Here is a 20,905-nt window from a genome sequence, read left to right as displayed (position 1 = left end):
AGAGGTTCTGGCTGGTCGCTTGATCGATCGATGCCTATAATCCGACTCGGTAATGACCGATAGGTCAGTAAATAATTTGGAGCTCGATATGAGTCGTACTTCTCCTCGCAAGATTCTGCTGCTCGTCCTGGTTCTGGCGTGCGCCGCAGGCCTGGCCTTTTATCTGTATCTGCAGCGTCCGGCCGGCTTGCCGGCCGGCCTGGCATCCGGCAACGGCCGGCTGGAGGCGATCGAAGTTGATGTGGCGACCAAGATCGCCGGGCGGCTCAGCGAGCTTGTGCCGCGCGAGGGCGACATGGTTGAGGCCGGCGCCGTGGTCGCCCGGCTCGACGCCGACGACCTGCGCGCCCAGTTGCGGGCGACCGAAGCGCAGGTCGAGCAGGCGCGCCAGGCGGTCGATGAGACACGGTCCGGGGTGCGCAAGTCGGCGAGCGATGTGAGTCTGGCCGACAAGAGCCTGAAGCGTTCGGAAAACCTGGTTGGCCGCGGCTTCATTACGCGCGACAAGCTGGATCGCGACCAGACTGGCCTGGAGGGCGCCCGCGCCAGCATGGCCCAGGCCCGGAGCCGGGTCGGCGAAGCCGATGCGGCAGTCGTCGCGGCCGAAGCCAAGGTGGACAGTCTGAAGGTGACCTTGAACGATACCGCGCTGAAGGCACCGATCAATGGCCGTGTGCTCTATCGACTCGCCGAGCCGGGCGAGGTTCTGGCGGCCGGCGGCAAGGCCCTGACGCTGCTCGATCTTTCCGACATGTACATGACCATCTACCTGCCGACCGACAAGGCCGGTCAGGTGGCGCTCAACAGCGAAGCGCGCATCGTCCTCGATGCCCTGCCGGGGCAGGCGATTCCGGCCACCGTCAACTTCGTGGCGCCGAAGGCGCAATTTACGCCGCGCGAGGTCGAAACGCGGACTGAGCGCGAAAAACTGATGTTCCGCATCAAGGTCAAGGCCGATCCGGCCTGGCTGGCGGCGCATCGCGATCTGGCCAAGGGCGGCATGCCCGGCGTCGCCTACGTGCGGCTCGATGCCAACACGCCGTGGCCGGCCAACCTGCAGATCAGCGGAAAGTAAGTCGTCATGGACCGTACACCGGTCGCCCGCCTTGCCGGAGTCAGTCATCGCTACGCCGCCACGGTGGCGCTGGAAAATATCGAACTGAGCCTGCCGGCCGGCTGCATGGTCGGCCTGATCGGGCCGGATGGCGTCGGCAAGTCGTCATTGCTGGCGCTGGTTTCCGGGGCGCGGCTGATCCAGACCGGCACGGTCGAGGTGCTTGGCGGTGATATCGGCAACCGCCGCTTTCGCGCTTCGGTCCAGCCGTGCATTGCCTACATGCCGCAGGGACTGGGCAAGAACCTCTACCCGACGCTGTCGGTGTTCGAGAACGTCGATTTCTTCGGCCGTCTGTTCGGACAGGGCAAGCGCGAGCGCCAGCAACGCATCGCCGAGCTGCTCACCAGCACCGGCCTGGAGCCTTTCCGGGAGCGGCCGGCGGCCAAGCTGTCGGGCGGCATGAAACAGAAACTGGGTTTGTGCTGCGCGCTGATCCACGACCCCGACCTGCTGATTCTCGATGAGCCGACGACCGGCGTCGATCCGCTGTCGCGCCGCCAGTTCTGGGAGCTGATCGACAGCATCCGCGCCCGCCGGCCGGGCATGAGCGTGCTGGTGGCCACCGCCTACATGGAAGAGGCGGAGCGTTTCGACTGGCTGGTGGCGATGGATGGCGGCCAGGTGATCGGTACTGGCACGCCGGCCGAGTTGCGGGCGCAGACCGGGCAGCCAACGCTCGACGGGGCGTTTATCCAGTTGTTGCCGGAAGAACGTCGGCAGGCCCATCACGCGCTGGTCATTCCGCCGCGCGTTGGTGATGGCGGCAGCTACGCCATCGAAGCGGCCGGCCTATCGCAGCGCTTTGGCGATTTCACGGCAGTCGACCGGGTCAGTTTCAAGATCGAACCGGGCGAGATTTTTGGCTTTCTCGGCTCCAACGGCTGCGGCAAGACGACCACGATGAAGATGCTGACCGGCCTGCTGCCACCCAGCGAAGGCGAGGCCAAGCTGTTCGGCAAGGCGATCGATGCGCATGATCTGGAAACCCGCAAGCAGGTCGGCTACATGTCGCAGTCGTTCTCGCTGTACGGCGAGTTGACGGTTCGCGCCAATCTCGATCTGCACGCCCGGTTGTTCCACCTGCCGGATGCCCGGCGCGGTCCGCGGATTGCCGAACTGATGCAGCGTTTCGGCCTTGAACCCTACGCCGACAAGGCGGCCGCCGAATTGCCGCTGGGCATCCGCCAGCGCCTGTCGCTGGCCGTCGCGGTGGTCCATGAACCGAAGCTGCTGATTCTCGACGAACCGACTTCCGGCGTCGATCCGGTGGCGCGCGACGATTTCTGGGCGCTGCTCGTCGAATTGTCGCGCGGGCAGGGCGTCACCATCTTCATCTCGACTCATTTCATGAACGAAGCCGAGCGCTGCGACCGCATTTCGCTGATGCACGCCGGCAAGGTGCTGGCCAGCGACACGCCAGCCGGTCTCTGCGCCGCGCGCGGCGAAGCGACGCTCGAGGCGGCTTTCATCAGCTATCTGGAGGAGGCGACGGGCGTTGTGAAAGCGCTTCCCGCCGCCACCGGCGAAGTCCCGCACGGCCCCGAAGTTGCCGGTCGCGATAGTGCCCAGCCGGCCGTGCCGAGCGCCGCGCCGGCCAAACAGCAACCCAGCGCCTTCAGCCTGCGGCGTCTGCTCGGCTACTCCTACCGCGAGGCGCTCGAATTACGCCGCGATCCGATCCGGCTGGCGTTCGCGCTGATCGGCTCGGTGCTGTTGATGTTCGTCCTCGGTTTCGGCATTTCGCTCGACGTCGAGGGCTTGCGCTTCGCCGTGCTCGATCGCGACCAGTCGCCGGAAAGCCGGGCCTACATCGAGAATATTGCCGGGTCGCGCTATTTCCTCGAACAGGCGCCGATACTCGACGATGCCAATCTGGAAAAACGCATGCGCAGCGGCGAGTTGAGCCTGGCGGTCGATATTCCGGCCAATTTCGGCCGCGATCTGCGGCGCGGTCACTGGCCCGAAATCGGCATGCTGGTCGATGGCGCCATGCCTTATCGGGGCGAAACGGTACGCGGCTACGCCGAGGGCATGCACTTGCAGTACGTGCAGCAGCTGATTCGCGAGCAGACCGGCGTCACCGCCGGCTATCCGGCCAACATCGTCTCGCGCTACCGCTACAACCAGGACGTCAAGAGCATCTACGCCATGGTGCCGGCGGTGATTCCGATTTTGCTGATTTTCATCCCGGCCATCCTGATGGCGCTTGGCGTGGTCCGCGAGAAGGAACTCGGCTCGATCACCAACCTCTACGTGACGCCGGTGACGCGGCTGGAATTCCTGCTCGGCAAGCAATTGCCCTACGTCGTCGTCGCCTTGATCAGCTTCGCCTTGCTGCTCATCCAGTCGCAGATCATCTTTCACGTGCCGATCAAGGGCAGCCTGTTCGCCCTGTGTCTGGGCGCCGGCCTGTACGTCATCGCGACCACCGGGATCGGCTTGCTGATGTCGACTTTCACCAGCACGCAGATCGCTGCGCTGTTCGGCACGGCGATCCTGACCATTCTGCCGACCGTCAGTTTCTCCGGGCTGACGACGCCGGTCGGGGCGCTGGAAGGGGCGAGCTATTGGATCGGCCAGTTGTTCCCGGCCAGCTATTTCCTGATCATCAGCCGCGGTGCCTTTACCAAGGCCCTCGGCGTTTCCGACCTGATTCCGCAGTTCCTTGCGCTGGCCTGCTTCATCCCCGTGCTGACCGTGCTGTCGGTGGTGCTGCTCAAAAAGCAGGAGAAATAACATGCGCCTGCCCAGCCTCTCCAACATCTTCCGCCTCGGCCTCAAGGAGCTGAAAAGCCTGCGCGCCGACAAGACGTTGATGGTGCTGATCTGCTGGGCTTTCTCCGGCGCCATCTACACCGCGGCGACCGGCGTTTCGCAGGAGTTGCACAACGCCCCGATCGCCATCGTTGACGAGGACCAGTCGCCGCTCTCCAGTCGGCTCGTCGATGCCTTCTACCCGCCGTTCTTCCGCCAGCCGCAGATGATCTCGCTGGCCGAACTCGATGCCGGCATGGATGCCGGCCGCTACAATTTCACGCTGGTCATCCCGGCGCATTTTCAGCGCGACGTGCAGGCTGGCAAGGTGCCTGACGTCCAGCTCAATATCGACGCGACCATCATGTCGCAGGCCTTCATCGGCGCCACTTACATCAAGAGCATCGCGCTCGGCGAGGTCAATGAATACCTGACCGGTCGGCGCGACAGCGCCGCAACGCCGATCAAGCTGACCAGCCGGGTCCGCTTCAATCCCAACCTCAACGGTTTCTGGTTCGGCGGCGTCATGGAGGTGATCAACAACGTCACCATGCTGACCATCATCTTGGTCGGCGCCGCCTTCATCCGCGAGCGCGAGCACGGCACCATCGAACATTTGCTGGTCATGCCGCTGACCCCGCTCGAAATCATGATGGCCAAGATCTGGGCCAACGGGATGATCGTGCTGTGCGGCGTCACCTTCGCGCTGCTGGTGATGGTCCGCCAGGTGCTGGCCGTACCGATCGCCGGCTCGATCCCGCTGTTCCTGGCGGCGGCGGCGTGCTACCTGTTCGCTGCGGCCTCGATCGGCATCTTCCTTGGCACCCTGGCCCGCTCGATGCCGCAATTCGGCCTGCTCCTGATTCTCAGCATCCTGCCGCTGCTCATGCTGTCGGGCGGCGTCTCGCCGCGCGAGAGCATGCCGGAGATGGTGCAGAACATCATGCTCGCCGCGCCGACCACCTATTTTGTCCGGCTGGCCCAGGGGATACTCTACCGGGGCGCGGGAATCGACGGCATCTGGCAGGATTTGCTGGCCATGACGGCCATCGGCGCCTGCTTCTTCTTCGTCGCGCTGTTGCGTTTCCGCAAGGCGGTGACGCAGACCCAAGTCTGAGTCATATCAGGATTTGTTGATGTGCGTCATGGGCCGCGGCGCCGGCTGATTTCAATATGTCGCCTGTTTGCGTGCCCTCATGGCCGCATCCGATATCGCCATGATTCTTCTCCGAAAAGTACTTGCAGCAGCCACGGTTGCCGCCTTCTTTGCCCCGGTTCATGCCACCGAACCGGCCGATCGGCAGTTCGAGAGCCTGACGCAGGCCGATCCGCACGCCCTGGCCGGCAAGCCAATCGAAGTCGATGTCGATCTTGCGGCCAGTTCCGGTTTTTCCGTCGAGGTCGTCGGGCAGCGGGCTGAGGCCCTTTACCGGATGGCTTTCAACCAGATCGCCGAAGGCTGGAACTGGCGCCCGCTGGTCGATCCGGCGGTGGACGACTATTACCAGTACAAATTCCTGCCCCTCCAGTCGGTCGCGGTCGAGCGCGGCGAGTACGCCGGTGAAGACAAGATCGGCGTGATCCAGCAGATGAAGGTCAGCTGGCGTTACGACTATTTCCTCGCCTTCGCCAACCTCTACGATTTCTATCCGCGCAGCGTAGACGACGATGCCGGCTTCAGCGCCGATCTGCCGGCCGATGTCGTTGGCCATCTCGGCCTGCGCGCCCGGGCGCACCTGATCGAACCGGTACTCAGCGAAAGCACGACATTCTGGAAAGCGACCTACGGCAAGCCGACCGATTTCACGCTGAAAAAACGCTACCTGATCGGCGTCCTCGACGAGGTCGATTTCATCGATACAGCGAACGGCAAGGTGCTCTGCCGCATTCCGCCCGGCAGCAAGCACTGCTCCGGGCGCTGAGGCTCAACCGGCGGCGATCCGCTCGAGGGCCAGGCGCATTTCTTTTTCGCTGATCGGCTTCGAAAGGTAGTCGTTCATGCCGGCGGCCAGGCATTGCTCGCGGTCGCCCTGCATGGCATTGGCCGTGATGGCGATGACCGGAATGTTCGGGTCGCGCACGGCGGACGACTGGCGCAAGCGCCGGGTTGCCTCGAAGCCATCCATCACCGGCATCTGGCAATCCATCAACACGGCGTCGAAATCGGCGGCGGCCAGCGCGATCAGCGCCTGCTCACCGTTTTCGGCGATTTCGACGCGATGCCCCTGACGGGTCAGGATGGCGCTGGTTACCTTCTGGTTAATCCGGTTGTCCTCGACCAGCAGAAGCCGCAGGCTGCGCGGCAGGGCCGCCTCGTCCAGCGTGTGACGGGTGATCAACGCCGTCGGTTCGTTGCCGAAGCTGCCGTGGCGCAAGGCCGCCAGGCATTGGCGGATATGCCTTTCCTGCAGCGGCTTGGTCAGATAGGCATCGAACCCGGCTTGCTGCAAGCGTTCGGCATCGCCGCGCAGGGCGGCGGAGGTCAGCATCACGCAACGCGTCGCGTCGAGCCCGGGATCCTCGCGGACCAGCCGACCCATGGTTTCGCCGTCCATCCGGGGCATGTTCATATCGACCAGCGCAATCTCATAGGGGTCGCCTTCGCTGGCCGCCTGCCGCAAGCGGGCCAGGCCGGCCAGGCCATCCGCTTCCTGCTCGGCCCGGCAGCCCCAGGCGCTGAGCAGCGCGAAGAGCAGGCGCCGGTTGGTCTCGTTGTCATCGACCACGAGAACATGGCAATTCTTCAGCTCGCCTTCGGCCAGCACGGGGCCGGCCGGATTCGTTGAATCGCCCGGGGCGAGCGGCAAAGTGAACCAGAAAGTCGAACCGCTTCCGGGTTGGCTGCGCACCCCGATTTCGCCGCCCATCAGTTCGGTCAGTCGCCTGGAAATCGACAGCCCCAGGCCGGTTCCGCCAAAACGTCGGGTGATCGAGCTGTCGGCTTGGGCAAAAGGCGTGAACAGCCGTTCGACCTGCTCGGGCGGAATGCCGACGCCGGTATCGTGGATTTCGAACAGCAGCTTGGTCGACGTCAGTTCCTCGGCGATCACGCTGATCACGATTTCGACCTCGCCGGCCGGGGTGAACTTGATCGCGTTTCCGGCCAGATTGGTCAATATCTGCCGGATGCGGCCCGGATCGCCCTGCAGCATTTCCGGCACGGCCGGGGAAATCCGGTAGTGGAAGTCGAGTTCCTTCTCCCTGGCCTGGACGGCAAGCAGTTCGCAGGTCTGGCTGACGGTGTTGATCAGACTGAAATCGATTGCCTCGATATCCAGTCGCCCCGCTTCGATCTTGGAAAAATCGAGGATGTCGTTGATCACGCTCAACAGTGAATTGGCGCTGTTCTTGACGATTTCTGCAAACTCGCGCTGCTCGTCGTCGAGTTCGGTATAGAGCAGCAGATCGGTCATGCCGATCACACCGTTCATCGGCGTGCGGATTTCGTGACTCATGTTGGCGAGGAACTCGCTCTTCGCCCGGCTCGCCGCCTCGGCCCGCGCGGAGGCTTCCTGCCTGGCCTGAATGGCGTGTTCGTTGGCGATCGCCAGGGCAAACAGGTCGCCGATCTGTTGCAAGGCCTGGAGGCGGAGTTCCGAACGCGATGGGCGGGGCACGGTGTACAGGAAAAGTACCCCCAGACATTGTGCACCGACCTTGAGCGGCACGATGTAGTGGCCGTGATTGGTCATCTCCGGCCAGGCGTTTTCGTGCCGCTCGTCGCTGAAGCAGCCATCGGAAACCAGGAGCTTGCCGGATTCGGCGGCCCGGCCGCAGAGGCAGCGGCCAAGCGGCACACGCTGCTCGTCGGCGAGGAACCGGGCGGTGAATTCGCCGCTGGTCGTGCACATGCTCAGCGCGTCGGCGCCAGGTTCGAGCAGGAAAATTCCGCCCTTGCGCTCGACCGCCACGTCGCGCATCGCGAAAACCGCCTCGAGTGCCGCAGCGAAACGCTCTTTCAGTGGTCGCCCGGTTTCCTGCAGGATGCGGGCAATGGCGAATTTTGCTTCGGCGCCTTCCCGGGCATCGATTTCGGCTTCTTCCTGTGCCTTGCGCTTGGTGATGTTGGTGCAGGCGCCACGATAACCCTGGAATTGACCATCCTTGCCGAAGATGGGGACGCCGCTCAGACTGAGCCAGATGGTGCTGCCCGCCGGCCGGCGCAGGCGGTATTCGAAATGGTGGAAGGGGTGACGGGCCTCGAGGTCGGCAACGTGTGCGGCCAGTTCTGCCCGCTCGTCGGCGTCCTCGGCAACGATCAGGTCCCGGCGGTCCCGGCCGACCAGTTCGTCGGCATCGAAGCCGACCAGGCTGCTGGCATTGTCGGAAAAGAAGGAGAAGCGCAGTTCGGCATCCATTTCCCAGAACCACCAGTCGGAGCTGGTCGAAAAAATGTCGAGAAAGCGTTGTTCATTGGCCGCCAGCGACTCGTGCGCTACCTGCAGCTTCTTTTCCATGGCGTCCAGCCGGCGCGACAGGGCGAGAAAGAGCAGCATCGCCAGCCCGGCGGCGGCGAGAGTGGCGATCGCCAGTTGGCGAAGGCCGGTCTGCCGGCTCTCGGTGACATCGTTCAGGATTGCCATCGAGGCGGCCGGATGCATTTCGTAGTCGGCCAGCGGAATGATCTGCCCGGCCCAGGTCCGCTGGCCATTGCTGACCTCGAAAATGCGGCTGTCGCCGCTCAGGGCTTCCTCCCAGAATCTCGCGAGATCGGTTGGCAAGCTGTCGAGTGTCTGGGAGAGCAGGGCGATCTTGCCGTAATCGCTCCAGTTGCCGCTCAGCCCGAGTGCTTTCTTGCCGGCCAGGAATTTCTCCTCGCTGCTGTAGGCCTTGTCGACGGCAGTCAGTACGTCGAGATGGGTCAGGGCTTTGATCTGCCGGGCGAACCACTCGATTTCCATGCCCAGTTCGATGTAGCCGAGCAGCTTGCCTTCGTGCTCCCAGGGGATGACGTGGCGCAGCGTATAGGTCGATAGCGGGCCGAGCTCGAGGCCGGTCGCCGCCTTGCCGCCGAGCGCCACATCGTCGAGTGTCTTGCGCTTGATCAGATCGCCGTAGCGCGACGGTTCGTGGACCCGCAAGACGATGCGCTTGTCGGGTGCGATGAAGTACCAGTGGCTGATCCCGAAGTACTGCTGCATTCTGGCCAGGGCCGGCTGCGTCTCGGCGAGCAGGGCATCCCGGTCGCCGCGCTGCATGGCCTCGCGCAACTTGTCGTTGCGCTGCGTTTCCTCGGCAAACCAGGCCAGGCGCAAGGTGCTTTCAGTGCGCAGGTTATGCCAGATATCTTCAACCTGATGGCCGGCGGCCTGCAGATTGAGCGCTTCGCGGTTGGCCAGGTGGTTTTCGAAAACCAGCCCGAAAATGCCGACCAGCAGCAGTAATGCCAAACCAACCGGGGCCAGTATCTGATACTTGAGACGAAAATCCCCGGTGGACGGCTGCATGATTTGTTGCTGCGAACGATCAGGATAACGGACGGATGCGCCGTGATCGCCGGCTGGTCCGCTCTAGGTTCGCACCCCGTTGCCGGGGTGGCGGCCGCCCGCCAGGGCGGTGCGATGGTCAGCGATAGACCAGAACCGGTACCTTGCTGTGGGTCAGAACCTTGTTGGTTTCGCTGCCGAGCAAAAAGCCGCTGATCCCGCGGCGGCCGTGCGAGGCCATGAAAATGAGGTCGCAGCCGCACTTCTCGGCAGCTTCGATGATCGCTTCGTAGGGAATGTCGCTGGTTGCCGAGGTGGTGCTGCATTCGACCCCGGCGGCGGTGCACATCGCCTGCACTTCGCCGAGATACTGGGCAGCCTGCTGTTCGGCCAGTTCGGCGAATTTCTCCGGCGTCGTCGGGTCGATCAGGGCGCCCTCGCCGAAATAGGCGATCGGGTATTCCGGCTTGGCAAAAAAGACGGTTACCCGGGCTCCCACATCCTTGGCGAAAGCCACTGCAGATTTTGCGGTGGCTTGCGAAAGTTCGGAACCGTCGGTCGGGACAAGAATGTGTTTGAACATGGTAGTCTATCTCCTGAAACTGTCTGCTGGCGTTGCATTCCGCCTACTTGAGGATCATGCTACGCCAAGTCAGGAGGAAATAAAACATGCGACTCGGTTTTCTCGGTGCGGCCGGAGAAGTGACGGGATCCTGCACTTTGGTGGAAACGGGGGATACCCGGTTTCTGGTCGATTGCGGCATGTTTCAGGGCGGTGCGGAAGCCCGCTCGAAGAATTTGCATGCCCTGAATTTCGGTTTCGATGTCCGGAAAATCGACTTCGTCTTGCTGACCCATGCCCATATCGACCACTCCGGCCTGCTGCCGCGTCTGGCCATGCTCGGCTACAAGGGACCGATCTACACCACTCCGGCGACCATCGATCTGCTCGAAGTGTTGCTGCCGGACAGTGCGCACATCCAGGAAAAGGAAGCCGAGTGGCAATTGCGTCATCGCCACCGGCGCGGCAAGGACGAGCGCGGTGTGCCGGCGCCCCTGTACACGGTGGTCCAGGCGTTGGCCTCGCTCAGTCTGTTGCGGCCGGTGGCTTACGGCGAAATCCTTCAGCCGGCGGCGACGGTCAAGGTCTGCTTCCACGATGCCGGCCACATTCTCGGCTCATCGTGGCTGGAAGTGACGGTCAGCGGCGAGGGCCGGCCGCGCAAACTGGTGTTTTCCGGTGATCTCGGCATGCCGCAGCGGCCGGTGCTCAATGACCCGGAAAAGGTCATCGCGCAAGCCGATGTGCTGCTCATCGAATCGACCTACGGCGATCGCCTGCATCGTGGCTTGTCCGAGACCGAGGACGAAATCGTCGATGCTTTCGGGCGAACCTGGGCGACGCACGGCAATCTGGTGATCCCGGCCTTCGCCGTCGGGCGTACCCAGGAAATCATCTACATGCTGGCCGATCTGGTGCGGCGCCAGCGCCTTTCTCCGCTCAAGGTCTATGTCGATTCGCCGATGGCCAACGCGGCGACGCAGATCACGCTGGCCCATCCGGAACTGCTCGATCCCGAAACGCGCGAGCTGATCGCCTGGATGAAGAAGCACCCGGAGAAAATGAAACTCGAGTTTGTCGCCGATGTCGAGCGCTCGAAGGCGATCAACGAAATTCGCAGCGGCGCCGTGATCATTTCGGCCAGCGGTATGTGCGAGGCGGGACGGATCAAGTACCACCTGCGCGAAAACCTGCCGCGCAGCGAGTGCAGCATCCTGATCGCCGGTTTTCAGGCGGCCGGCACGCTGGGCCGGCGCCTGGTCGACAAGGCGCGGCTGGTCAATATCTTCAGTCAGCCGGTCCCGGTCAGGGCGCGCATCTATACCGTCGGCGGCCTCTCGGCGCATGCCGATCAGGCGGCGCTCCTCAACTGGCTGCGCGGTTTTCACCAGCCGCCCGGGCGGACCTTTGTCGTGCATGGCGAAGCCGGCGCATCGGCCAATTTTGCCCAGGCCATCGAAGCGCAATTGGGGTGGTCCGACGTGCGATTGCCGGCACCCGGCGAGTCCGTCACGCTGTAAGATACAAAGAACAATTCAGTCAAGAGGTGATCCTGATGTCCGGTAACTCGTCTGTTCGAAATAATGTCATTGATATAAGCGATTTAAGTCCGCTGGAATCGGCCGGCAATGCCATCAGCAAGGCGGTCGATCCGTATGGCGTGACGACATCGCTGCTCCAGGCCCACATGGCCTGGATGATGCATCCGCAGGAGTTGTCGCGGGCCGTTCACGCGCTGTCCGGCGACCTCTTCGCGCTGCAGTCGCATGTCCTGCGGCGGGCCATGGGCATCGCCTCCGAGGACGTCATCAAGCCGAATGCCGACGACGCCCGCTTCGCCAACCCGGTGTGGACCGATTCGGCGAGCTGGGACATTGTCAAGGAATGGTACCTGGCCTTCACTCACCGCCTTGAAGACATGTTTTTCGAGACCCCCGGGCTGTCCGACAAGGAACGCCGGCGTTCCGCCTTCTGGTTGCGCAACTGGCTGAACATGGTGGCGCCGACCAACTTTTTCGGCCTCAATCCGGCGGCGATGGAACGCTGTGTCGCGACCAATGGCGAGAGCCTGAAGAAGGGCTGGGAAAACTTCCAGCGCGACGTCAAAGCCAAGAATATCCTGATGGTCGAGCCGGATGCCTTCGTGGTCGGCAAGGATCTGGCGACGACGTCGGGCAAGGTGGTGTTCCGCAACCGGCTGGTCGAACTGATCCATTACACGCCGACCACCGACAAGGTGCGGGCGATGCCGATCGTGATCACCACGCCGTGGATCAACAAGTTCTATATCCTCGATCTGACTTCCCGCAAGAGCCTGGTCAAGTACCTGACCGACCAGGGTTACTCGGTGTTCATCACCAGTTGGAAGAACCCGGGCGAGGATCTGGCCGATGTCCGCCTCGACGACTACCTGCTCGAAGGGATCAGCGAAGCGGTGCGGGTCGCCTGCGAATTCTGCAAGGTGCCGCAGGTGCATCTGGTCGGCTACTGCATCGGTGGCACGCTGGCCAGCATCTACATGGCCTGGGCCAACAAGCGCTATGGCGCCGACAAGATGCCGGTCGCCCACTGGACGCTGTTTACCACGCTGACCGATTTCGCCCATCCGGGCGACATCGATGTGTTCATCGACGACGCGTGCATCGGTGCGCTGGAAGAGTCGATGGCCAAGAAGGGTTACCTCGACGGCACTGAAATGGCCAGCTCCTTCCGCATGCTGCGCTCGAACAACCTGATCTGGAATTACTGGGTGCATAGCTACCTGCTCGGCGAACCCTTGCCGCCGTTCGACGTCTTGTTCTGGAACGTCGATTCGACGCGCATGCCGCAGGCCATGCATTCCTACTACCTGCGCGAGATGTACCTGCACAACAACCTGATCAAGCGCGACAAGCTGACCATCGCCGGCGAATCGATCGACCTCGATCTGATCACTCAGCCGCTCTACGCGGTGACCGCGGAGGACGATCACATCGCCCCGTGGAAACAGTGTTACCGCATCCGCAAGCAGGTCAATGTCAAGGCGCCGGTGCGCTTCGTCCTGTCGACTTCCGGGCACATTCTCGGCATCGTCAATCCGCCGGTCAATCCGCCCAAGCGCGCCTACTGGATCGCCGAACCGGAGCGCAACGAGCATTGGGAACACTGGTTCGACCGCGCCGAGAAAAAGCCCGGCACCTGGTGGGAGGACTGGACACGCTGGCTGGGCGAACGGACCGGGGATCTGGTCGAGGCCTACCCGGTCAGCAACCGCAAATTCCCGGCCCTGGCTGAGGCGCCCGGGACCTATGTCCTGGAAAAATAGGCCGGATTGTCTGCCGCCGCTCGCCGACCGCGCCAGGCGGGCGGGGCGATGACCACCGCCCTGGCGATTGCGGCAGCCCCGGTGCCGCAGGCCGGGGTCGATCTGCTTCGCATCGTGCAGATCAACGAGGAGATCAAGCGGGTGGTCGGGGTCTCCTTCAAGATCAACATCATGGCGCTCAACGCCATTTTCCTTGCCAAGCGGGCGGGCACGGCGGCGCGCGGTTTCGGCGTGCTGTCCAATGAGTTGCGGGTGTTCTCGCAGAATCTGCGCTGCTGCATGCAAACCCTGACCGGCCTGATTCACGGCTGCGTCAATGAAGTCTCGCTGGTCCTGCAGGACAACCGCCTGGCTCGCCTGCTCGGTGAGACGGCAAAACTGGCCCCGCAACAGGCGACGCTGGCCGGCGTGATGGCGCGGCGCAGCCGGCAAAGCGAGCAACATCTCGAGCAGCTGTTCCGCTTGCGCCGCCAGCTCGAGCGAGCCCTCGAAGAGGTCTTCCAGATGGTCGAACTAGGGGGCGTGCTGGCCAAGTCGGCCAAAATCGAAGCCGCCTATGGCCAGAGTTTTGCACCGTCGCTGGCGCAGGTTTCCGGGGAGTTCGACGGCGTCGTCGAGGAGATCCGTGGCTCGCTCGAGTCCTTGCGCCGCTCGCCGTTTTTTGCCGGAAATCGGGATCGATAGAGAAGCGCCGTGAAAACAACCAAGACAATTTTTCAGGATGGCGATCACAAATGGGTGGCGATCGTCCGCGACCCGCAGAAGCCGAACCATCTGATCGATACCAATGAGTATCTGGTGACCCATGGCGGCCGGGGACTGGTTCTCGATCCGGGCGGTGCCGAGATATTTCCCGCCGTCTTTTCGGCGCTCTCGGCCGAATTCGATCCGTCGGCGCTGGCCGGCGTCTTCGCCTCGCACCAGGACCCGGATTGCTGCTCCTCGCTGGCCCTCTGGTTGGAGTTCAACCCGGCCATGCGCTGCTACGTCAGCTGGATGTGGAGCGGTTTCCTGCCGCACTTCGGCGGTTCCGCCGAGACCTTCATTCCGATTCCCGATCAGGGCCTCGACATTCCGCTCGACGGCCTGATGCTGCAAGCCATTCCCGCCCATTACCTGCACTCATCGGGTAATTTTCACCTGTACGATAAGCAGGCGAAAATCCTGTTTTCTGGCGACGTCGGCGCGGCGCTGCTGCCGCCGGGCATGGATGGCCTGTTCGTCGAGGATTTCGATGCCCATATCGGCCATGCCGAAGGTTTCCACAAACGCTGGATGGGCTCCAACGAAGCCAAGCGCGACTGGTGCGAACGCGTCTCGCAGCTCGATATCGACCTGCTCTGCCCGCAGCACGGCGCGATTTATCGCGGCGCCGATGTTCAGCGCTTCATCAACTGGTTCGACGAGTTGCCCGTCGGAATCCTTAGTCGCTGATTTTTCGCGATTTGACGGCGGTCAAGGTGATTTCGAGGTGGCAGCGTCGAGAATGGTCACACCTAACCGCCGTGAGTAAGCCATGACCAGTATCCGCACTTTCATGACAGATGATCATCGTCGCTGCGACGATCTATTTGCCGAAACCGAGCTGGCGATAGCCCAGAAAAACCCGGACGCGGCACGCGCCGCCTTCGGCCACTTCCGGTCGGCGATCCTGGCGCATTTCGATAGCGAGGAGAAGACCCTTTTTCCGACGTTCGAAGCGAAGATGGGCAGCAGCCTGGGGCCGACCCAGGTCATGCGCATGGAACACGCCCAGATGCGTTCGCTGCTCGATGAAGCGGTCGGCGCGCTGGAGTCGGGCAACGCCGACGACTATTTCGGGCTGGCTGAAACATTGCTGATCATGATGCAGCAGCACAACATGAAGGAGGAGAACATCCTCTATCCGATGTGCGACGAGCATTTATCAGGCGAATTGCCGGCCATCCTTGAACGCCTCGAAACCGAGTTAGCTGAATCATGAGCCATCCGAAAACCCCGCACGTCGTCGATGCCCGCTATCTGGAACCGCCGGAGCCCTTCGTCCAGACCATGGAAATGCTCGATACCCTGCAGCCCGGCGAGAAAATGCTGCTGCTGCTGTTTCGCGAGCCGCATCCGCTGTACAAGGTGCTCCGCCAGAACGGCCATCAATACGAAACCGAGCTGACGGCCGACGGCACCTTCGAGATCCTGATCTCGCGCTGAAGATCGGCCGACGATGCAGGCCTTGCTGGCTTTTGAAAACGCGCCGCCGTTCGCGGCGCCGTTGCGCTTCTTTCTGACGGCGCCGCTGTTTGCCGTCCTCGCCGGTCTGCTGGTCGCCGTGGTCGGCCCGGACATCTTCGCCTCGCGGTGGACGCCGGATGGGTTGGCGGCGACCCACCTGATCACCCTCGGCTTCATGCTGCAGATCATGCTCGGCGCGTTGATCCAGATCCTGCCGGTGGTTGCCGGGGCCAATCTGGCGCGGCCGCTGGGCGTCGCGGTCGTCGTCAATATCGGGCTGAGCGGCGGCGTGCTGCTGTTGGCCGGCGGCTTCCATTTCGGCTGGCCGGCGGTGCTGACGGCGGCCGCCTTGCTGCTTGGCCTGACCATTCTGCTCTATCTGGCGGTGACGCTGCGGGCGCTGAGCGGCGTTCCGTCGACCAGCCCGACGATTCGCGGCCTCAAGCTGGCGCTCGGCGGACTGGCGGTGGTCGTCAGCCTGGGCATGCTGCTGGCCCTGGGCCTGGCCAATGGCTGGCGGCTGCCGCTGGTCGCCTTGACCGATCTGCATGCCGCCTGGGGCCTCGGCGGCTGGGCCGGCGTGCTGCTGGCGGCCATGGCCTATGTCGTGGTGCCGATGTTTCAGTTGACGGCAGGCTACCCGGCCCGGCCGAGCTGGCTGTTCCCGCCGCTGATGTGCAGTGCGCTGCTGCTGTGGAGCCTTGCGGTGCTGGTCGACTGGCCGTGGCTGGTCCGTTTCAGCCAGTTGGGCGTGGCCTCGGCCGGCCTCGTCTTCGCCGTGCTGACCCTGCGCCTGCAACTCAAGCGACGGCGGGCGCGCGCCGATGCCACCAGCCGCTACTGGCAACTCGGTCTGGCGGCGAGCATTCTCGCGCTGCTCATGCTATCGACTGCGGCAATTTTCCCGGCCCTTGCCGAACTGCCGGGCTGGCCGCTGGTTTTCGGCATTCTGCTGGTGCTGGGCGGCTTCCTGTCTTTCATCATCGGCATGCTGTACAAGATCGTTCCCTTTCTCGCCTGGTTGCATCTGCAGAGTGCGACGCAGAGCAAGATGCCGGCTCCGACGATGAACAAGATCCTCGGCGAGCCGGCCATGCAGCGCCAAATGAAAGCCTATGTGCTGGCCTTGCTCCTGCTCGTCGCGGCGGCTTTCCGGCCTGACTGGCTGGCCCGGCCGGCCGGCCTGGCCTTTGCCATCGCCGCCGGCTGGTTGTGGTGGAATCTATTCAGCGCTATCCGCCGCTACCGCTGGCATAGCGCCGACATCGCGGAAAAACTGGCAGCGAAACTGGCGGCCGTATGAGCTATCTGGCGCTGAAACATCTGCATGTCAGCTGCGTCATCCTCAGTGGCCTCGGCTTTTGCCTGCGCGGCTGGTGGATGCTTGCCGGCTCGCCATGGCTCAAGCACCGCCTGGCCAGGGTGCTGCCGCATATCGTCGATACGCTGCTGCTCGGCAGCGCGCTGGCGATGGCCTGGCTGAGCGGGCAGTATCCTTTTGTCGATGGCTGGCTGACCGCCAAGCTCTGCGGTCTGGTCGCCTATGTCCTGCTCGGCAGCATGGCGCTGAAGCGCGGCAAGACGCTGGCCAGTCGCCGCCGGTTTTTCCTGCTGGCCGTCCTGGCCTATGCCTACATCGTCAGCGTGGCGCTCACCCGGAATCCCTGGCCCTGGTTGTAGCCGGCGCTTGATCGGCCCGGGGGCTAGGCCGGGGTCTCGGCGAACAGGCGAAAGGCATTGCGTCCGGCCCGTTTCGCCTGATACATCGCGATGTCGGCCTTTTTCATCATTTCCGCCGCGTCGTCGGTGTCGCTGCCGGCCCGCACGGCGATGCCGATACTGGCCGTAACCGCGAAGCTGTGCTGGCCGACCTGCATCGGGCGCTGGATGGCGGCGATGAATTTTCCGGCGACGACCGCGGCATCGCCCGGTGCGGTAATTTCCGGCAGGACGATGATGAATTCGTCGCCTCCGGCGCGCGCCACCATGTCGCATTTGCGGACGCTGGCGCTCAGGCGCTTGCCGACTTCGATCAGCAGCTGATCGCCGACGTCATGGCCGAGCGTGTCGTTGATCTGCTTGAAACGGTCGAGATCGAGGAACATCACGGCGAGCGGCCGCTGGGTGCGTTTCGCCTGGGCGATGGCGCGCCACAGCCGGTCCTGGAGCATGCGCCGGTTCGGCAGGCCGGTCAGGGTGTCGAAGTGCGCCAGCTTGCTGGCCAGCTCCTCGGCATTTTTCAGATCGGAAATGTCCCGATTGCTGACCCGCCGGCCCCGTGACCGGCCGTCGCTGGTCGTCACGGCACGGCAACCGTGGGCAATCCAGCGGATTTCACCGTCCTTGCGGACGATCCGGAAATTGACCTCGCACTCGACCTGGGTGTGCGCGTCTTCCAGGTGTTGCGCGAATCCCGCCTGATCGTCGGCAAAGACAATCCGCTGGATCAGGCTCGGATCGGCAATGAATTCAGCCTGGGAATAGCCGGTGACGCGCAGGCAGGATGGGCTGACGTAGAGGATTTCCCGACTCGGCCCCTCCCAGTATTCCCAGTTGTAGGCGTGGTCGGCAATTGTCCGGAAACGCTCCTCGCTCTCCTGGTAGGCCATTTCCTGCAGGACGGCCGGGGTCACATCCTGCAAGGTGCCGAGCGAGCGGGCCGGCAGTTCGGTGCCTTCGGCCGGAAATTCGGAGCGCTGGTGGATGTATTTGATCCGTCCATCCGGGAACAGCAGACGGTGACGAATCTCGTAGGCGTGGCGGTAGGTCAGGGACGAGCGGTAAGCCCGCTTGACCTCGTCGCGGTCGTCCGGGTGCAGGCGGGCCAGGAAGGCGTCCTTGGACGCGCCGATTTCGGGATCAATCTCCAGTATCCGGAAAAGCTCATCGGACCAGATCAACTCGTTGTTTTGCCGGTCGAGAATCCAGCTGCCGATATGGGCAACGCTCTGCGCCTCCTTGAGCGCCGCTTCGCTGAGTTTCAGGCGGCGTTCGGCCAATTGCTGGGTCGTCACATCCTGCATGACGGCGATGCTGCCGGTGATCTCGCCCTGCGCATCGCGCTGGCAATTGGCCGATAGCAGCACATCGAGCAGGCGCCCGTCCTTGGCGACCAGGCGATAGGGAATGTCGGTGCATGCCCCGCTGGCGAAAAATGCCGGCAAAACGGTATCGATGGCGTAGCGCCGCGAATCTTCGCTGAGGAAATCCGCGGACTTCCGGCCGATCACCTCGGCGCGCGCGTAGCCCAGCGTATCCAGCCATTTCTGGCTGACCGCAACGATGGTTCCCGTCGTGTCGATCGAGTGCATCATCGCGGGCACGTTGTCGAACAAGTTCTGGCTGGCGGACATCAGGATTCCGGGGGCTTCCGTCGATTGGTCGAGGCTCATCGTGGTGTAACGGGCGTAGCGAAGGCTGTGGCTCAGAGTTTACCCAGCTTGCGGTACAGCGTGTTGCGGCTGATCCCCAGTTGGCGAGCGGCCGCCGAGATGTTGCCGCCGGCCGATTCCAGCGTGCGCCAGGCGGCGTCGCGGCCGATTGCCTCGAGGCTGCCGGTCGCGCTCGCCGGTGCCGGCGGGGCGGCCTCGAACAGCTCTTCCGGCAGGTGGCTTTCGTCGATCAGCGTTGTCCCGTTGTCGAGCAGCGCAATGGCCACCCGGATGACGTTGAACAACTGGCGGATGTTGCCCGGCCAGGCGTATTTTTCGATGGCCAGCAGGGCGCCTTCGCTGAATTGGACCGGGGCCGACTGGCCGGCTTCGGCGGCCGCCAGCTTGCCGACCAGTTGCCGCAGGTCGGTGCGCTCGCGGAGGGCCGGTAGCGTGACGCACAGCCCGTTCAGGCGGTAGTAAAGATCCTCGCGGAAGGCGCCGCGCGCCACTTCCTCGCGCAGGCGGCGGTGGGTGGCGCAGACCAGCGAAATGTCGACCTGGATGGCCCGCGTACTGCCGAGCGGCGTCACGCAACGCTCCTGCAGTACGCGCAGCAACCGGGCCTGCAGATTGAGCGGCATGTCGCCGATTTCATCGAGGAACAGCGTCCCGCCATGCGCCTGCTGGATCTTGCCCGGAGCGCCTTCCTTGCGGGCGCCGGTAAAGGCGCCGCCGGCATAGCCGAACAGCTCGGATTCGATCAGGTTTTCCGGAATCGAGGCGCAGTTCAGCGCGACGAACGGCCCGGCCTGGCGCGGGCCGCTGTTGTGAAAGCCCTTGGCGAACAGTTCCTTGCCGGCGCCGGATTCGCCCTGGATCAGAATCGGGATGTCGCGGCCAAGAATCCGCCGGGCCCGGTCGATTGCCGCCTGCAGGCGCTCATCGCCGGTGTTCAGCGAATCGAGCGTGATGGCCGGGGTCGGTGTCGCGGCTGCCGGGCGGGGGCTGCGCTCGGCCGGCGGTTCGTCGTAAACGCGGCCGGCCATGCTGGCTGGCGGCAACTGGCCCCGCAGCTGCAGGCTGAGCACCTTGCCGTTCACCGACAATTCGCCAATCGCCTGCGGTTTGTGGCGCAGGCGATCGATCAGCGTGGCCAGGCTGTTTTCAAAGACCAGCGAAAAATCGCGGCGCACCGCATCGACCTGGCGAATGCCGAGAATGTCGAGGCCGGCCCGGTTCATCGCCAGAATCTGCCCGTCCGGCGAAACGGCGGCCAGTCCTTCCTTCGGGCTGCCGAGGTAGTCGGCGCGGCCATGAAAGCAGACGAGGATGTCGCCGGCGTGCAGGCATTCGAACAGGCGCTTTTCGACGAGCAGCGAGGACAGGCGAACCAGGCCCAGGGTGTGCCGTTGCTGACTGCGGTAGTCGCCGGAAATGTCGAGGACGCCGATCAGCCGGCCATCCGGTCCGAAGATCGGGCTGGCGCAGCAGGTCAGGAAGGCGTTGTTTTCAAAGAAATGCTCGGCGCCGAGCACCGCGGTGGGCGCTTCTTCGGCCAGCGCGGTGCCGATCGCGTTGGTGCCGCGCTGGTTTTCGTCCCATGAGGCGCCGGCCGACAGCGCGATGCGTCCGGCACGGTCGACGAAGTCGGGATCGCCGACGGTTTCCAGCAGCAGACCATTGGCATCGGCCAGGATGACCATGCTGCCCGATTCGCGGATCTGTTCGTAGACGTGCTCCATGATCGGCCGGCCCTGGAGCAGCAGGTAGCGATTCCGCTCCTGCTCGGTTTTCAGGGCCAGCCGGTCGAGCGATTCGCGGCCCGCGATGGCATGGCTCTCGCTCAGTCCGAACCGCTGGCAGCGCTCCCAGGAACGGACGATCAGCGCGTCGACCAGGCCTTCCGGCCGTTCACCGCGGGTAAAGAACAGCTGCCTGGCTTGTTGCAGTTGCTGGCCGTGCACATCGGCCATGAAATGTAGTTGTCCCATCTCTCCTCCGGGGGCATTGCGTGTTTCTTGTTGTTTTGTTGTTTACTGGCGAAGCACCTCCCCATTCTAGTAGCAATGCGCCAGGCGCTGCAGGGGAAAATGGGGGGCCAGGCATGCCGCCTGCCAAACCGGGTGACGGACCGGCAAATTGCCGGCGCTCGGCCATGCC

The 20,905-nt window shown here is 63.6% G+C and carries 16 protein-coding genes; 12 read left to right on the top strand and 4 right to left on the bottom strand.

Going from position 1 to position 20,905, the window contains the following annotated elements; all coding sequences use genetic code 11:
- The first annotated feature begins 88 nt into the window (after positions 1 to 88).
- The 4 genes from KI611_RS16600 (at position 89) to KI611_RS16585 (ending at position 5,793) form a co-directional block, all read left to right on the top strand.
- Positions 89 to 1,075, top strand: coding sequence for an HlyD family secretion protein (locus KI611_RS16600; RefSeq protein ID WP_226416760.1), 987 nt, complete (start codon positions 89 to 91; stop codon positions 1,073 to 1,075).
- A gap of 6 nt (positions 1,076 to 1,081) precedes the next feature.
- Positions 1,082 to 3,853, top strand: coding sequence for a ribosome-associated ATPase/putative transporter RbbA (rbbA, locus tag KI611_RS16595; RefSeq protein WP_226416759.1), 2,772 nt, complete (start codon positions 1,082 to 1,084; stop codon positions 3,851 to 3,853).
- A gap of 1 nt (position 3,854) precedes the next feature.
- Complete coding sequence (locus tag KI611_RS16590; RefSeq protein WP_226416758.1) at positions 3,855 to 4,988, top strand: ABC transporter permease; 1,134 nt, start codon at positions 3,855 to 3,857, stop codon at positions 4,986 to 4,988.
- 100 nt (positions 4,989 to 5,088) lie between these two features.
- Positions 5,089 to 5,793 (top strand): hypothetical protein, encoded by a 705-nt coding sequence (locus KI611_RS16585; protein ID WP_226416757.1) that lies wholly within the window; start codon positions 5,089 to 5,091, stop codon positions 5,791 to 5,793.
- 3 nt (positions 5,794 to 5,796) lie between these two features.
- Here KI611_RS16585 and KI611_RS16580 read toward each other — a convergent pair whose 3' ends face one another.
- Together KI611_RS16580 and KI611_RS16575 are read right to left on the bottom strand one after the other, a co-directional pair.
- The gene (locus KI611_RS16580; RefSeq protein ID WP_226416756.1) at positions 5,797 to 9,318 is read right to left on the bottom strand and encodes a response regulator; all 3,522 of its coding nucleotides are present in this window, start codon (positions 9,316 to 9,318) and stop codon (positions 5,797 to 5,799) included.
- 118 nt (positions 9,319 to 9,436) lie between these two features.
- Positions 9,437 to 9,880, bottom strand: a complete 444-nt coding sequence (locus tag KI611_RS16575) for a universal stress protein (RefSeq protein ID WP_226416755.1) — start codon at positions 9,878 to 9,880, stop codon at positions 9,437 to 9,439.
- Between the two features lie 86 nt (positions 9,881 to 9,966).
- Here KI611_RS16575 and KI611_RS16570 point away from each other — a divergent pair, with 86 nt between their 5' ends.
- From KI611_RS16570 to KI611_RS16535, 8 genes are all read left to right on the top strand, one after another.
- Positions 9,967 to 11,379: an MBL fold metallo-hydrolase RNA specificity domain-containing protein gene (locus KI611_RS16570; RefSeq protein ID WP_226416754.1), complete on the top strand. Its 1,413-nt coding sequence runs from the start codon at positions 9,967 to 9,969 to the stop codon at positions 11,377 to 11,379.
- Positions 11,380 to 11,414: 35 nt separating this feature from the next.
- Entirely contained in the window at positions 11,415 to 13,163 is a 1,749-nt protein-coding gene (locus tag KI611_RS16565; RefSeq protein WP_226416753.1) for a PHA/PHB synthase family protein, read from the top strand.
- 48 nt (positions 13,164 to 13,211) lie between these two features.
- Positions 13,212 to 13,847, top strand: coding sequence for a chemotaxis protein (locus tag KI611_RS16560; RefSeq protein ID WP_226416752.1), 636 nt, complete (start codon positions 13,212 to 13,214; stop codon positions 13,845 to 13,847).
- A 9-nt stretch (positions 13,848 to 13,856) separates the two neighbouring features.
- A complete protein-coding gene (locus tag KI611_RS16555; RefSeq protein ID WP_226416751.1) occupies positions 13,857 to 14,597 on the top strand; it encodes an MBL fold metallo-hydrolase in 741 nt (246 codons plus the stop codon).
- Positions 14,598 to 14,679: 82 nt separating this feature from the next.
- Entirely contained in the window at positions 14,680 to 15,126 is a 447-nt protein-coding gene (locus tag KI611_RS16550; RefSeq protein WP_226416750.1) for a hemerythrin domain-containing protein, read from the top strand.
- On the top strand, positions 15,123 to 15,350 hold the full coding sequence (locus KI611_RS16545; protein ID WP_226416749.1) for a DUF2249 domain-containing protein: 228 nt from the start codon (positions 15,123 to 15,125) through the stop codon (positions 15,348 to 15,350). Before KI611_RS16550 ends, KI611_RS16545 begins: the two co-directional genes overlap by 4 nt.
- Positions 15,351 to 15,363: 13 nt before the next feature.
- A complete protein-coding gene (locus tag KI611_RS16540; protein ID WP_226416748.1) occupies positions 15,364 to 16,674 on the top strand; it encodes a hypothetical protein in 1,311 nt (436 codons plus the stop codon).
- Positions 16,671 to 17,051 (top strand): SirB2 family protein, encoded by a 381-nt coding sequence (locus KI611_RS16535; RefSeq protein ID WP_226416747.1) that lies wholly within the window; start codon positions 16,671 to 16,673, stop codon positions 17,049 to 17,051. Before KI611_RS16540 ends, KI611_RS16535 begins: the two co-directional genes overlap by 4 nt.
- A 23-nt stretch (positions 17,052 to 17,074) precedes the next feature.
- Here KI611_RS16535 and KI611_RS16530 read toward each other — a convergent pair whose 3' ends face one another.
- The gene (locus KI611_RS16530; RefSeq protein ID WP_226416746.1) at positions 17,075 to 18,724 is read right to left on the bottom strand and encodes a bifunctional diguanylate cyclase/phosphodiesterase; all 1,650 of its coding nucleotides are present in this window, start codon (positions 18,722 to 18,724) and stop codon (positions 17,075 to 17,077) included.
- A 71-nt stretch (positions 18,725 to 18,795) separates the two neighbouring features.
- Positions 18,796 to 20,736 carry a sigma-54-dependent Fis family transcriptional regulator gene (locus KI611_RS16525; protein ID WP_226416745.1) on the bottom strand — a complete coding sequence of 647 codons (1,941 nt, stop codon included), beginning with the start codon at positions 20,734 to 20,736 and terminating at the stop codon, positions 18,796 to 18,798.
- Positions 20,737 to 20,905 lie beyond the last annotated feature (169 nt).

The sequence above is a fragment of the Dechloromonas denitrificans genome, from assembly GCF_020510685.1.
Taxonomy (GTDB): Bacteria; Pseudomonadota; Gammaproteobacteria; order Burkholderiales; family Rhodocyclaceae; genus Azonexus; species Azonexus denitrificans_A.
The sequence above is the reverse complement of the archived record's forward strand: the minus strand, read 5'-3'. Positions and strand labels throughout refer to the sequence as shown.